The following is a 14,609-nucleotide window of genomic DNA, read 5'->3' as shown; positions in this document are numbered from 1 at the left end:
ATTCTTAGCTTCAGATGGAGTTTGTCTAAGAGGAATACTTACTCCATCTGAAGCTATGAAGAACTTATCCAGGGACGTAGCAGCCGTTATCTCACACATAGAAGATAGGAGTCTTACGGCTGGTAGTCATCGGATAAACGAACTCAACATCAGGAGGCATTTCAAATGACAGAACCTATTTTTTGGATCGAACTTATTCTCATAGCTATGGTCGGCATTGCCATTATCTTACTCATTATACTTTTAACTCGTTCACGCAATCCTTACGCAAAATTAGAGAATAAATTTAACCTTATGGAAAAAAACCTTGAGCGCAACGAACGTCTCGTGAATGGCGAAATCGCTAAAAATCGTGAGGAAACCAGCCTGAACGCCAAGCAAATTCGCGAGGAATTAAATCAGTCTGTTCGCTCTTTTAATGATTCGGTACTATCCCGAATGTCGGAAATAGCCAACCTTCAAGGTAATCAATTAGACATTTTTTCTAACCAGATGAATTCCCTTACAAAAACAAATGATTTAAAACTAGAACAAATGCGCAAAACCATGGAAGAACGTCTGCTCCTGATTCAGCAGGATAACAGTCAAAAATTAGACTTAATGCGGGCAACTGTTGACGAAAAACTAAGCGCTACTCTTGAGCAGCGCTTAGGTGAATCTTTTAAATTAGTAAGTGACAGATTAGAAGCTGTTCACAAAGGGCTTGGAGAAATGCAAACCTTAGCTTCAGGGGTTGGAGACTTAAAAAAAGTCCTGACTAATGTTAAAACCCGAGGAATCTGGGGCGAAATACAGCTGGGAAACCTGTTAGAACAAATTCTCACGCCGGAACAATATGCCTGTAATGTTGCAACTAAGTCAGGAAGTAATGATCGCGTAGAATTTGCCATTAAACTTCCTGCCAGAGACGGGCAGAATAATATCATTTGGCTTCCAATCGATGCCAAATTTCCGATTGAAGATTATGAACGGTTAATTGAAGCACAGGATCAGGCTAATCTCCCACGCATAGAAGAATTGGGCAAGGCTCTTGAAAATCGAATTAAGCTGGAAGGAAGAACTATTCGAGATAAATATATAGATCCTCCCTGTACCACAGATTTCGGAATCTTATTCTTGCCGGTAGAGGGACTGTATGCCGAAGTAATTCGCCGACCCGGGCTATGCGAACTTCTTCAGCGGGAATACAAAGTTATCATAACCGGACCAACTACCCTGGCAGCTCTCCTCAACAGCCTTCAAATGGGCTTTAAAACCTTGGCAATTGAGAAACGCTCCAGTGAAGTATGGAATTTACTCAGTGCTGTTAAAACTGAGTTCGGTAAGTTCGTCGATATCTTAGAAAAAACTCAGAAAAAGCTCCAAGAAGCAAGCAACACCATTGATACTGCAACCAGAAAGAGTCGCACCATTGCTCGTAAGCTTAAGGATGTTCAGACGCTTCCTGCCGGTGAAGCAGAGGTAATGCTGGAGCAGGAGTCTGAGCAAGATTAAGCGGTTGCTACCCTACCCTGCTATTCCAAAGCCTCCGATAGACCCCATTAAGCTCGAGAAGCTCACCATGCTTACCTCGCTCAACCACCTGACCCTTATCCAGTACCAATATTTCATCCATCTTCTCTAAACCCGTCAATTGATGGGTAATTACTAAAGTAGTACGCCCTTCCATAAGTTTATAGACTTCCTCCCAAACGTCACGTTCTGTTATTGGATCAAGGCCTTCCATAGCTTCATCTAGGATCAGAATCGGAGCATTCTTTAGTAGTACTCTGGCAATTGCCAATCTTTGCCTCTGCCCACCTGAAAGCTTAAATCCACCTTCCCCCACAAAGCTGTCATATCCCTTAGGCAATGACTGAATAAAATCATGAAGCTTTGCTTTTTGGGCGGCTGATTTCACTTCTTCATCACTGGCCTCAGGGTTTGCCAGAAGAAGATTCTCGTGAATTGTGGCATTGAAAATATGGGTTCTTTGCGTCACAACACCTACGTAGTTTCTAGCCTCTTGTTGAGAATAGTCACGGAGTGAGTGCCCCCCCAGCTCAATACTTCCCTGATCAAACTCCCAAAATCGGAGCAGTAAATTCACAACGCTGGTCTTGCCTGCACCACTCGCCCCGACAATGGCTACCTTGCCCCTTTGAGGGATTTTAAAGGACAGCCGATGTAAAGCCCAAGGCTCCCTCTCCCCATACTTAAAGCTGACTTCCCTAAAGACTAGACTCATATCTTTAGGTATAGAAATCATTGATTGATGATCTTTAACCGTAGGCTGGGCTTGGATTAGCTCAAGCAATCGCTCTGCCGCAGCCTGATTTTGTTCTAAATGATGCGGAACCTGGGCTAAAGGAACTATTGCTTCAAAACTGCTCAATGTCCCCAGGGCCAACATTCCCAGATTAACTCCACTTAACTTTCCTTGTTCAACAAGGATTATCCCTAAGATAAGGACAAACCACATACTAAGATTTCCAATCATCCAGGTTAAAGCTGAGGAAAAGGCCGTTTGCCGGGCATTTCGACGTTGTTGATCAGTTAATCTTTCGTTGGTATGTCGAACACTCATTAATTGCGACTGGGCTTGACCGTAAGCCACTAGTTCAGTCATTCCTAAAAGACTGTCAGCAACCTGAGTGTTGAGTTTTGTTTTTAAAGCAACAATACTATGCCCTACCCCTCGACTCAAGCTTTTGATGATCCAGGGAATAAATAGCCCTGCCATTAAAAAACCAGCTGCTAGAATTGCTGTAAACCTTAGATCATAGCGAGCTAAGAAAAACCCGTATCCGCTAAGAACCAGTAAAGCTACGATGGGCGGAGACATAACCCTGAGAAAGAGATTTTGCTGAATTTCCACATCTGCAACAATTCGTCTAAGCAGGTCTGCACTCCGAAAATTCAAGAGGCGAGCCGGGGCAAGGGGTTCTATTGCTTGATAAAACTTAACCCGGATTTGGCTTAAAACCCGAAAGGTCACATCATGAGCAACATAACGCTCTACGTAACGAAAGACAGCACGGGATATGCCAAAGAAACGAACGCCAACAATGGTCACCATCAAGTCAAGTACCGGAGGATGAAGAGCAGCACGGGCCAGAAGATACGAAGAAGTTGCCATTAACCCAATGTGACTTGTAATAGTCAAGGAACTTAAGATCAAGGCAAGAATGATTCGCCTCCGGTAGGGTAATAACATGTGAATTAACCAAGTTGTACTCTTCATCCTATCTCACCTCGGTATTCCTTCAAGAAACTATGATAAAGGCCCTGTTCTCTCACCAATTCCATATGGGTTCCTGCTTCAACAATCTGACCCTGATCCATTACCAGAATTCGATCTGCCTGGAAAACAGTATCCAGGCGGTGAGCGATGATTAAGGCAGTCCTGCCTCGCAACAAACGTGTTAAGGCTTCTTGTACATATTTTTCACTCTCTAAATCTAAGCTGGAAGTCGCTTCATCTAATATTAAGAGCTGGGCATTTTTTAAGAAAGCCCTGGCCAAGGCAATTCGTTGTGCCTGTCCGCCGCTTAAGCGGGCCCCCCCTTCCCCCAGATAAGTATCGTATCCCTCAGGAAGTTTCATAATAAATTCGTGAGCAGATGCCTCTTGGGCTGCCTTTACAAGATCTTCGAAGCCGGCAGAAAGTCTTCCTAAACGAATATTTTCCGCTACACTTCCGGCAAATAGATAGGTGTTTTGTGGAACGTAGGCAATCTCATTCAGCAATTTTTCTTTTGAAATCCTGTCTAAGGAAACTCCATTGATCTGAATATTTCCCGCTGTCGGATTAATGAAACCCAATAGAAGCTGGGCAACCGAAGTTTTACCCCCTCCGCTTGGACCGACAATAGCAATTTGTTCTCCCGAATTTATGGATAGATTGATTTCTTTTAGAACCTGGGTCCCTCCGGCTTGATAGGTAAGGCTAACATCTTGAAAAGTAATCCGGAAATTACCGGACAATCCAGGGATATCAGTCTTGACCGTTTGATCATCATTATTTTCATCCTGCAAAGGAGCATCCAAAATCTCAAAGATTCGGGCAGCGGCATTTACCCCAGACAAACCTGCATGAAAGTTTAAACCTAAGGTTCTTAAAGGAGTATAAAATTCAGGCGCCAGCAGTAAAAGAAACAAACCCGAAGAATATGAAAGAGTTCCATTAACCAGTCTTAACCCGATGGTCACTGCTACCAGAGCAGTGCTGATTGTTGCCAGGAACTCCAGCATAAACGCAGATAGAAAAGCAATTCTTAACACACTTAGGGTTGAGCTTCGAAAAGAGTCACTAACTCTTTCTATAACCCTGGTTTGATTTTTGGCTTGCCCAAATACTTTTAGAGTCGTCAAGCCCTGGAGAATGTCTAAAAAATGGGCACTCATCCAACTTAAATCTTTCCACTGTTGCAGTGATTTTTTCTCAGCAAGTTTTCCGATTAACATCATGAAAATCGGTATAAGCGGACCGGTTACGAGCAGAATTCCTCCGGACTTCCAATCCCGAGGAAACACAAAGCAAAGAATTACCAAGGGTATACCCGCGGCCAATAGTAGTTGGGGCAAATATTTCGAAAAATAATCCTCCAGGGCTTCAATTCCGTCGATAACCGTAGAGATTAGTTCCCCGGATCGTTCCCCTCTCGTATATAGGGGGCCCAAGGACATGATATGCTTCAGCAATCTTTCACGTAAATTTAGCTTTATATAGGAAGCCACCTCAAAGGCGGCTACCTCACTTCCCCACTGAAATATTGCCCGGGTTATAATAATTGCCAGGATCATCAAGAGGAAATTCCAAGTTTCCTTTAGGTTAGCCCCTTCTAAGAACACCCTGGAGACTACGCCGGAGAAAAACCAGGCCTGGGCAACAGCTAATAAGGCGATCCCTATACTAAGACTTATAGTTAGTAAAAGGAATCTCCAGACAGACCTTCCCTCTCTGATTAACCGCTTATCAAACATTTATTATCATCTCCTTCGGGCAAGACAGGCGAACCGGTTCTTCTGTCTTAATTGGGGGGCATCCAAAGTTAGGGTTTCCTCTGAAGGGTTCACTTGATTGTCCCCTAAATTATGGACGTTTTGGTTTACGCCTAAATTAATTAAGGGCAAGAAATATCTTGCCCTTTGATTATATATCAAATTCTTAATAGTGTAGATTCTTTTCAGTGACTCTGTTGCGGAATACCCAATAGGTCCACCCTTGATATATCAGCACAATAGGTACCATAATCATTGCTACAATTGTCATTATCTTAAGGGTATATGGGCTGGATGATGCATTGTAGATGGTGAGACTCCAGTTTGGATTTAAGCTGGAAATCATTACCCGTGGGAAAAGTCCCCAGAACACGGATACAGTAAACAGGAGAATTGTCAGGCCGTTAGTTACGAAGGCCCAGCCATTTTTTCGAGACTTTAAGAAGAGAACAGCCAGGATAAGAGTCACTCCGGAACCTATTAAGGTTATACCTGCGCCAAGACTTGCAAAAAGATCCGTCTGATAATAGGTTAAACCTGCTAACAGTAAGACAACAGGAATAGCCACTAAAGCAATTCTTTGAGCTATTTTTAATGACCGTTCAGCCATGTCCCCTGTTGTCTTGAGGCTGAGGAATAAAGCACCGTGAAACATAAAGACTAACAATGTGGTTAACCCACCGATGATAGTGTAAGGAGAAAGAAGATCAAAGAAGGTTCCAACATATTGCATTTCTGCATTTATTGGCACGCCTTTAAGCAGATTTGTCACTGCTACTCCCCAAAGGATTGCTGACAATAAACTTCCCGTGAAAATCACCCAATCCCAGGTGTTTCGCCAGAGTGGACTTGGATCGCTACTGCGGAACTCAAAGGCTACTCCTCGAATGATCAAGGAAAATAAAACCAGAAACAAGGCCAGAAAAAAGCCGCTAAATAAGGTTGCATACCAATTAGGAAAGGCCGCAAACATAGCTCCACCGGCGGTAATTAGCCAGACTTCGTTGCCATCCCAGTGGGGTCCGATTGTATTAATAACTACTCGACGTTCTTGATCATTTTTGCCTAAGAAGGGGAGTAAAATTCCCACTCCAAAATCAAACCCCTCGAGAAAAAAGAACCCAACGAACAATACGGTTATGAGTATGAACCAGAGGATGTTTAAGTCCATAATGACGCCCCCTTAACTCCAGTTTTCTGGCTTTCTTCTACAGGCGCTTCCGGCCCCTTCTTAACAAATTTAACCATCAGATAAATATCGGCAACTGCTAAAATTGTATATATTAACAAAAAGCCAATCGATGCAATCAACATCGAAACTAAGGACACTGAGGTGGATACCCCCTGCTCAACTCTTTGTAATCCGTAAACAATCCAAGGTTGACGACCAACCTCTGCTAAGAACCAGCCAGCAGTATTTGCTATATAGGGGATTGGGATGGTCCACAACATTAGTTTCAAAAACCAGGGGTTTTGTTCATAAGCCTTCGTCTTGTTGAAATATAATCCTAACATTGCCATCAAGAGTAACCAAATTCCGGCTGTCAACATAATACGGAAACTCCAAAAAAGAGAGGCTACCGGCGGGACATAGTTACCCGGCCCATATTCATTAACAGCAGCTTCCTGCAGTTCATGAATCCCTTTGACCTCACCTGTAAAGCTATTATAAGAAAGAAAACTTAACAAGGCAGGAATTTTAACCTCAAAATTGTTTTTCTGTCCTTGCTCATCGATGGAGGCATAAAGTGATAAGCCCGCTGGATTTTCTGTTTCCCAATGTGCCTCAGCTGCAGCCATCTTCATGGGTTGTGTTTTCACAAGGTGCATTCCTTGTAAGTGTCCAATTCCTGAAACCCCTAAAGTACTTATTAGTCCAAAAACAACGGCAATCTGAAATGAGCGCTGAAAGACATCCAAATGAGTCTTTTTCAGTAAATGATAAGCACTAACCCCCATCACAAAAAAACCGGCGGTTACAAATCCGCTAAGAACAGTATGAGGGAATTGATAGAGCACATGAGGATTCGTGATTAATGCCAAAAAATCAGTCATTTCTGCACGGCCATTGCGTAAAACATAGCCAACTGGCTCTTGCATAAATGAGTTAGCAACTAAAATAAAGAACGCAGAGAGGTTCGAAGCAATTGCTACAATCCAAATAGCCATTAAATGAACCTTCTTAGATAATTTATCCCACCCAAAAACCCATAATCCTAAAAATGTAGACTCTAAGAAAAACGCTACTAAGGCTTCAACTGCTAAAGGAGCACCAAAAATATCTCCTACAAAACGAGAATACTCAGACCAATTCATACCAAACTGGAATTCTTGAGTTAATCCGGTTACAACACCCATGGCAAAATTGATTAAAAACAATTTTCCCCAAAACTTAGTCATTTTCTTGTAGGTTTCATTCCCGGTTTTTACATACCATGTCTCCATCATAGCAACGAGGACACCTAGTCCTAAGGTCAAAGGAACAAATAAGAAATGATATGAAGTCGTTAGGGCAAATTGTAATCTAGATAAGATAAGTTCAGTCATCGTCACACCTCCAATTAGTTAATTAATGTCAGCCTCACATTTATTATACCCTAGTACCTGCTTTAAAGATGGTCCTTCCTTCTCTCCTCCTTTTGAGTATTCATTTTCACTTAACCTATTTATGTTATATATATGACTCCACTGAATTTTATATTATTTATTATTATACTAATTATTAAATAGGTAGTCAATTAAATATATAGAAAATCGAGGGTTATAGTGTTTGTTCATTCGCCAATAATCGATAATATTCCTCTATTTTCGATATTCCGCTTGATTTTCTCTTTGTTAGGCCTAGGTTACTTACAGTTGAGAGGACTTTTCAGAAATGTAAGTCATATTTCCTAATTAGATCACCTTCTTATAGCGATCTATTCATATTCTTTAGTTGTTTATCGTCGGATACACAAGTTCTAAATTGATCCAAACATGGTAAATGAACCTTAATATTAATGAAATTACCAGGTTTGAACTCGATAATTTGGATACTATAATACAGCCATCTAAAATGGATAAATACTTAAATTTAACTGAAAGAAAAAGGAGGAATTTACTATGTCAGGAGAAAGAAGTACAAATACACCAGCTGCTCAAGGGGCTTCTCAGCAATTAGATCAATTCAAATATGAGGTAGCCAGCGAAATGGGTCTTCAATTAGGCGGTGATCGAACAAGCCGTGAAAATGGCTCTGTCGGCGGTCAAATGACTAAGCGTATGATCCAATTTGCAGAGGAACATCTTAAAAACGGCAGCAAGATCTAACTACTTAGAAGTTCATAATAAGAACGCAAAAAGAGGGATGTCAATGGCATCCCTCTTTTTGTGACTTTCTCCTGCTTCGGAAACGCTCTTAATCGCAAAATTCCGCCCAGTTAGCCGGATAGGTACAATAGAAAACTTTACAAAATGTTGGCGAGGAAAAGACTACCTGACTTCCCTTTGGAATGTACAAGACATCTCCAGCCTTAGCACGGAAGACTTGCCCTTCAACTTCCAGGACAAACTCCCCTTCGATGACGTAATCAACTTCATCATAGTTTAAGAACCATGGCAGTCGAGAATGATCAAAGGTCATAAACCCTGAAGCCAGATTGCCCACCCGGGAATCAATCACGTCTACCAGCCCTACTTTTTGTCCGGGAGGCGCTTCCGGAAATGGCTGAATTACAACCGTTTCTCCTTTGACATGGGTCGCTTTCGGGTTTGCACAGGCGGGTTTGAGAACCTCTCCCAGAATCTTCTGGACGGCTTTTTTCAGGTCGGCATCCTTGGTGTTTGTTGCTTCTGTGCCAGAGGATACACTGACCTCTTTAACTCCGGACTCAGAATTAATCAGTTGTACTCCTGCTTGCCCTATAACATTGTGACCGATAATTTCTTCTCTGCCTTTGCTAATGGTAATTCCCAGTTCTTTAGCCAGATCCTTGGCGGATGGGGTCAGGACACTGTCTTCTTCTAAAATGATATTTTTTCCTAATTTTGCCATATCCCGCAGAATGGCAGCCGAGATAAATCGTCCCATAGTACACCTCCTTGTCGTGGTTCGATATTCGATATTCGTAGTTCGAGTTAAGTGTCAATACTAGATAGGGGTAAACCTTGGCGCTTTGCGCCTCGTTTTCCTGCTTGGCTTTTGCAATGGTTTTTTGGCTGCTTCTCGCTTACAGCAGACTTTCAATTAATTGCTTCGCAGGCCTGGGGATGACAACTTGACGGATGAGGAGTCCCTTTTCACTGGCCAAGGTGCTTCCTTCTTCTACGGCGGCTTTGACTGAGGCAACTTCTCCGGTGAGGAGGGTGTAGCTTTTGCCCCCGATTCCAAAAGCCAGATGTAAGAGCAGCGGCTCCACATCTCCGGCTTTGACTGCCGCATCCGCCGCTTCGATGAGGGAGGCAACCGTAAAGGTTTCTATAATGCCTAAGGCCTTAATGTCCCTTAGAGCATTGGCTCTCCCGATGGCGGGCAGGATTGAGGGATGGACATTGGGAATGACAAAGGAATCCACCACTGTCTCTGCTCCTAAGTCTACTCCGGCGTTCACGGATTGCTGGACTCCCGAGACATCCCCGCTGACCATGACGATATATTTTCCGGGGCAGATGGTTTTGGCGACCAAAATGGTAACATCCGCTGTTTTGCTCATGATATCGGCGCATTCTATCCCTTGGGCTATGCTGGTTGTTTCCACCAGCCCTATGGCATGGATCATTTGGCTGCACCACCTTTCCCTATCGTTATGGCTTGGGGCGTTATTTGAGTCACCGTTCCCTCAAGGCTGGCATGAAGCTTGGCACCGAGGGCTCCTTCCGGGATATCCCCGATGAGCTGTCCCACTCGAACCCTGTCTCCAACCTTGACAACCGGTACAGCGGGGGCTCCGATATGCTGCTGCAGCTTGATGCTGACTTCCTCCGGTGCATACTTATCTAAGGATAAGGGGGCGTCTTTGTACCAAGGTCTTAGTCTCAAGCGATCCATTAGTCGGGCGGAGGGCACTAAGCGATGTTGAGCCATGGGGTCTACTTTACCCAGCTCCCCCTGATACTTGATACCCTTGGCTCTGAGCTCTGCTTTTAAGGCGATATTGACTCTGAGGGGTGAGATTCCCACCGGACAGGCATAGGCTTCACAAACCCCGCATTCCGAGCAGGTTAACGCACTGGTGACCAAGCTGGGGTCTCCAACCTTTTGGTAGTTTACGGCCCGAATCAGTTTATGAGGCGGGAGTTCGTGGCCGATCAGATGTCTGGGGCAAAGATCGGTACAAAAGCTGCACTGTTCGCAAACGGTTTTGGCAATGCGCAAGATGCTGTCCACGGTCATTCCTTTGCGTTCGATGAGCATGTGATTCGCTGGCAGGGCTATCAGGCCGCCGGTGGTTTTAGTGATGGGGGCTGAGAGGTCGCTGATTAAGCTGCCCATCATCGGCCCACCGTTAATATAGGCTAAGTCTCCTTGTTCTCCACCCGCCAGCTCCAGGACGTCTCGGATGGAGGTTCCTAGAGGTACTGTGACGGTGATAGGCTTTCTCACGGCCCCTGTAACGGTGAGGGTTCGGGTGGTGACAGGGGTTCCCTCGACGGCTTTAGCCACATTGATCAGGGTTTGGACGTTGTTGACCACAACGCCGATGTTTAAGGGAATTCCACCCGGTGGTACTCGTCGTCCCGTGGTTAACCAGATGGTGATGACTTCGTCTCCCGCCGGATAGATATCCGGCATAATCACAATCTCCAGGTTATCTCGGGTTTGAACATAGGGGTCTAAAGCAACGATAGCTTCTTTGTATTTAGCTTTTAAGGCAATAATCCCTTTTTGGGCTCCCGTGGATTCCATGGCTAGGGTTAAGCCCTTAATAAGTTGTTCAGGATAGCGGGCGGCCAGTTGTTGGTCGGTTTTCAGTAAGGGCTCGCATTCCGCCGCATTGACAATCACTATCTCAGCCTGGGCCGAGAGTTTGACATGGGTGGGAAATCCGGCACCACCTGCTCCGACAACCCCTGCCTCGCGAACTTTCTCGCTGATTTCTTGGGGGGTTAATTCACTCATTTTTTCACCTGCTTAAGCGTTTACGCTTCAAAGGTTTCTTTATCGATGATGCCGACGATGGTGGCATCGATAGGGATGTTGTTATTGGCTAAGCCTTGCCGTGCGGAGGATCCACTGGCGATCATGACGATTTCATCCTCGCCGGCTCCGATTTGGTCAGCGGCAATCAGGGAATTCCCGAACTCCCTGAGCTCGGGCGTTCCGTCCTCCCGATAGGAGAGCGTCACGGGCTGGACAACCAGGAATTTTAAACCGCGCAGAGATTCTTCTTTGCGGGTCGACCAGACATTTCCGATGACTCGGGCTAGGATCATCCTTGTCCCCTCCCTTTTTCTCTCTCCAAACAGAGCTCTATTCGCCGTTGTTTCAGGGTATCTCGGGCTAAGGGAGAGATGACGGTTCCTTCGCTGACCAAGACTCTCGAGGCTTCAGGAAATCCGTAGGCTTGTTTATCCCCTAAGAATTTCTTGGTATAGTAGATTTCTTCGCGCTTGAGGTCTGGCTCCTCGGCAAAGACTGTACGCACCGGTTGATTGATGACGGGGTATTGGTTTACTATCCTTTGTTCAACGGCGAGTAAGTTAGGTTGCTGACTAACGAATTTCTGATCGAGTATTAGGTTTGTCTCCTGTGAGCCGTACTTTACGTCTGCACAGCTCTGGTTTAAACTCTCATGGATCACGACTCCATAGGACTTTAGTTTCTCCAGATAGCCTTCATAAAGTTCCCGATAGGCTGCGGGAGTCCGGTTGGTAAGACCCAGATACTCAGTTATGAGCTCTATGGAACTTCCCTGGCTGATCCCTTGCCCGATCAGTTCACTGATAGGGTTATCTCGTATTCCTAAGGCGGCTTTGGCTAAGGTATTGGCGGAACAGGTGGGTAGGATTACTTTGGGCCAGTCTGCTTTTCCTAAGGCCTCTTCCGCGCTGATCCAACTCATCCCTGCAGACAGTTCCGGTTTAGCCTGACAGACTTGATCGCTGGGCAGGATGCGGAGGGTATAGGTCTCTCCCCATCGTTCTTGGACACTAGCTAAGACACCCGGGAAATCCGAGACATAGTTTAAAATAATTAGGGCTTCAGATTTAACCCTTGACGGAGGGGCTTGATGGCCCGTTCCTTGTAAGAGTCCTTGTAGGCTGGGATCTGACAGGATGCGGCTGACAATTTGGCGGATTAGTTCTTCATTCATGTCATACCCCCAGGAGGATGCCCTGGCTCGAGGCTTCTATGAGGGCAGCATTGGCTTCATCCAGATCCAGGTGCAGTTCTTTATGGTATTGGTCACTTACACGGATTAAGACATCTTCATAGGTAATGGGGCGAGGGCTTTCGACTTTTACGCAAATTCGGTCCCCATCTTTTAAACACCATTCCTGGGCATCTTCAGGATGTAGATGGATGTGTCTGCTGGCCACCATAACACCGCTGGTAAGTTCGACGATTCCGGCTGGGCCCTCAATCTTTAGCCCGGGGGTGCCTTCATGCTGACCGGAATCCCGGATCACAGGTTTGACACCCAGTTTAAAGCAGTCTGTAACGCTGATTTCTACTTGGGTGTTTTTTCGAACGGGGCCTAAGACCCGTACCTTCTCCAATCGTCCTTTAGGCCCGATTAAGCTGACGGTTTCTTTCGCCGCAAATTGTCCGGGTTGAGAGAGTTCTTTTTGGACGGTTAAGGTATAGCTTGCTCCAAAAAGGGCTTCCAGGTCGGTTTGGGAGAGATGGATATGCCGATTGGAGATCCCAACTGCAACTCGTTTTATCGGGGCTTCCTTTAAGCATTCCTGTTGCGATTCCCTCTGAACTTCCTTCTTAGCTTGGCACTGACCTTCTTGGGTCATTCGACTTCTTACTTCGCAGGCTAGAATGTAGAAGGCGCTGGAGAGTCGATTCAGAGCCTGAATCAAGTCGGTTCGGCTGCATTCTCCATTTTCAGCGGTGAAGGCTCGGTTGGCATAGAGTTCCACTTCTCGTGACTTAGCTCTTAGCTGGTGAAGTCTAGCCACGATAGGGCCATGGGTATAGCTTAGCGGGGTGTGATCAATCCCATAATATTTTTTAGGATGATGGGACCTTTCTCGCAATTCTTCCGAGCTTAATCCCAGCAAGGTGCTCCATTGAAAGGGCTCTTGCTTGACTTCACTCACCATGAGTTGGCGGCAGAGGGCTGAGATTTCCTCTAAGTGTAGAATTAGCTTCTCTTCCCCTGCTTGCTGAAAGTAGCATTGGGATTCAACCAGGTCACCTTGAAACAGGTCAAGTTGCCCTCGGTAAGCAATCACTAGATGAGTCTTGGTGACTAACACTCCCGCTCGCAGATGGGTCATGTGTTCCGGTTTAACCCCTGCTGGGGCTGCCGTCGGTGTCGTGGACACAGTGGTATTTTTCGTTGCAAATGCATTTGTGCCCGTATTCATAACCGTAGTCGCCGTCTGGGCTTGGGTATCTTGATGACTCTTAGACTCTTCAGTAGGTTTAAGTTGATGCCCTCGGCTCAGGCTTTGAGCTGCCGTAGAAAAGGTGGTCTTATGAAGGTCTTGCAGTCCGTTTCCTTCGATCTGGACATCGATTCCCTTGGAGCGGATAAAGTCTCTGGCCGAGGGTGTGATCACACTTCCCGGCGGTAAGATGATCAGTTTTTCTTTGTTTTTATGCCAATTGGCTCGCAGTTCATATTCTGTGACGATCAAGTTCTCACCTCATTACAGAAGTCAGAGGTCGAAAGCCAGCGGTTAAGGGTTAGTACCATTTGCTTCAAAATTAAGGACATTAAATAGATTGAAATAATGGGTTTGTTGTCCTTACCTCTGGCTCGAACATTTGACGTTTACTTATTTATCTCCAAAGCTTTTGTTGTCACCGACAGGCAGGATGTATTCCACATCGTGATGGGGGCGTGGAATGACGTGAACGCTGAGGAGTGCTCCCACGCGCTGGGCGGCGGCTGCTCCTGCATCGACAGCAGCTTTGACCGCGCCGACATCCCCACGGACCATAACTGAGACCAATCCGCCGGAGACGTGTTCTTTTCCGCAGAGTACCACATTAGCTGCTTTTAACATTTGGTCGGCTGCTTCGATCGCCGGGATTAATCCTTTGGTTTCTATCATGCCAAGTGCTATTACACTTCGATCTTGTGCCATTTTAGTCCCTCCCTAAAATTCGTTGTTCGTTGTTCGTTGTTCGAGGCTGGAGATTCTTGTATGAGTCCTCAATGTTTAATGGTTAATGGTTAATGGTTAAAGATAGAGATTTTATTCTTTATTTACCACATTTCATGCCGTTTATATGCTGCATGACTTTGCTGAGAATTTCTTGAACTAACTCAGCATCGATTTGCGGGCTTGCTGAGGTGTGTTGTTGAGTTGTTTGAGCTCTCTCCCTGCTTTCCTGGGCATTCATGGGGTCTACGGGTTTGCGCTTCGGAATTCCCAGATGCCAGGCCACTCGCTTAATGTTCAGCAGATGCATGGGGGTTACGTTTTCTGAGACACTGGATCCTGCCCAAGTCCCGCAGCCTAAG

The 14,609-nt window shown here is 45.4% G+C and carries 13 protein-coding genes and 1 pseudogene; 2 read left to right on the top strand and 12 right to left on the bottom strand.

The genetic code is table 11. From position 1 onward, the window contains the following. The first annotated feature begins 165 nt into the window (after positions 1-165). A complete protein-coding gene (rmuC, locus tag DP73_RS20785) occupies positions 166-1,494 on the top strand; it encodes a DNA recombination protein RmuC (protein WP_128751457.1) in 1,329 nt (442 codons plus the stop codon). A 7-nt stretch (positions 1,495-1,501) separates the two neighbouring features. Here rmuC and cydC read toward each other — a convergent pair whose 3' ends face one another. The 4 genes from cydC to DP73_RS20765 form a co-directional block, all read right to left on the bottom strand. Next, a complete protein-coding gene (gene cydC, locus DP73_RS20780) occupies positions 1,502-3,223 on the bottom strand; it encodes a thiol reductant ABC exporter subunit CydC (RefSeq protein WP_034602269.1) in 1,722 nt (573 codons plus the stop codon). Beyond that, positions 3,220-4,965 (bottom strand): thiol reductant ABC exporter subunit CydD, encoded by a 1,746-nt coding sequence (gene cydD / locus DP73_RS20775; protein WP_034602268.1) that lies wholly within the window; start codon positions 4,963-4,965, stop codon positions 3,220-3,222. The genes cydC and cydD overlap by 4 nt, the downstream gene beginning before the upstream one ends. 184 nt (positions 4,966-5,149) lie before the next feature. Continuing rightward, positions 5,150-6,154, bottom strand: coding sequence for a cytochrome d ubiquinol oxidase subunit II (gene cydB / locus DP73_RS20770; RefSeq protein ID WP_034602267.1), 1,005 nt, complete (start codon positions 6,152-6,154; stop codon positions 5,150-5,152). Beyond that, positions 6,145-7,530 (bottom strand): cytochrome ubiquinol oxidase subunit I, encoded by a 1,386-nt coding sequence (locus DP73_RS20765; RefSeq protein ID WP_034602266.1) that lies wholly within the window; start codon positions 7,528-7,530, stop codon positions 6,145-6,147. Before DP73_RS20765 ends, cydB begins: the two co-directional genes overlap by 10 nt. Positions 7,531-8,085: 555 nt before the next feature. Here DP73_RS20765 and DP73_RS20760 point away from each other — a divergent pair. Beyond that, the gene (locus tag DP73_RS20760; RefSeq protein WP_034602265.1) at positions 8,086-8,292 is read left to right on the top strand and encodes an alpha/beta-type small acid-soluble spore protein; all 207 of its coding nucleotides are present in this window, start codon (positions 8,086-8,088) and stop codon (positions 8,290-8,292) included. An 88-nt stretch (positions 8,293-8,380) separates the two neighbouring features. Here DP73_RS20760 and DP73_RS20755 read toward each other — a convergent pair whose 3' ends face one another. The 8 genes and pseudogenes from DP73_RS20755 to DP73_RS20715 all read right to left on the bottom strand — a co-directional run. Then, positions 8,381-9,052 carry a cupin domain-containing protein gene (locus tag DP73_RS20755; protein WP_034602264.1) on the bottom strand — a complete coding sequence of 224 codons (672 nt, stop codon included), beginning with the start codon at positions 9,050-9,052 and terminating at the stop codon, positions 8,381-8,383. Between the two features lie 139 nt (positions 9,053-9,191). Next, positions 9,192-9,740, bottom strand: coding sequence for a BMC domain-containing protein (locus tag DP73_RS20750; protein ID WP_034602262.1), 549 nt, complete (start codon positions 9,738-9,740; stop codon positions 9,192-9,194). After that, on the bottom strand, positions 9,737-11,080 hold the full coding sequence (locus DP73_RS20745) for a 4Fe-4S dicluster domain-containing protein (RefSeq protein ID WP_034602260.1): 1,344 nt from the start codon (positions 11,078-11,080) through the stop codon (positions 9,737-9,739). Before DP73_RS20745 ends, DP73_RS20750 begins: the two co-directional genes overlap by 4 nt. A 20-nt stretch (positions 11,081-11,100) precedes the next feature. Beyond that, positions 11,101-11,394, bottom strand: coding sequence for a EutN/CcmL family microcompartment protein (locus DP73_RS20740; RefSeq protein WP_034602258.1), 294 nt, complete (start codon positions 11,392-11,394; stop codon positions 11,101-11,103). Then, on the bottom strand, positions 11,391-12,275 hold the full coding sequence (locus DP73_RS20735) for a flavoprotein (RefSeq protein WP_034602255.1): 885 nt from the start codon (positions 12,273-12,275) through the stop codon (positions 11,391-11,393). The genes DP73_RS20740 and DP73_RS20735 overlap by 4 nt, the downstream gene beginning before the upstream one ends. 1 nt (position 12,276) lies before the next feature. Continuing rightward, the gene (gene pduL / locus DP73_RS22860) at positions 12,277-13,776 is read right to left on the bottom strand and encodes a phosphate propanoyltransferase (RefSeq protein ID WP_081963116.1); all 1,500 of its coding nucleotides are present in this window, start codon (positions 13,774-13,776) and stop codon (positions 12,277-12,279) included. A gap of 141 nt (positions 13,777-13,917) precedes the next feature. Beyond that, positions 13,918-14,229, bottom strand: a complete 312-nt coding sequence (locus DP73_RS20720) for a BMC domain-containing protein (RefSeq protein ID WP_014902502.1) — start codon at positions 14,227-14,229, stop codon at positions 13,918-13,920. Positions 14,230-14,347: 118 nt separating this feature from the next. Further along, positions 14,348-14,609: pseudogene (locus DP73_RS20715) on the bottom strand (acetaldehyde dehydrogenase); the annotation flags it as partial.

The organism is Desulfosporosinus sp. HMP52, from assembly GCF_000765145.1.
GTDB lineage: Bacteria > Bacillota > Desulfitobacteriia > Desulfitobacteriales > Desulfitobacteriaceae > Desulfosporosinus.
The sequence above is the reverse complement of the archived record's forward strand: the minus strand, read 5'-3'. Positions and strand labels throughout refer to the sequence as shown.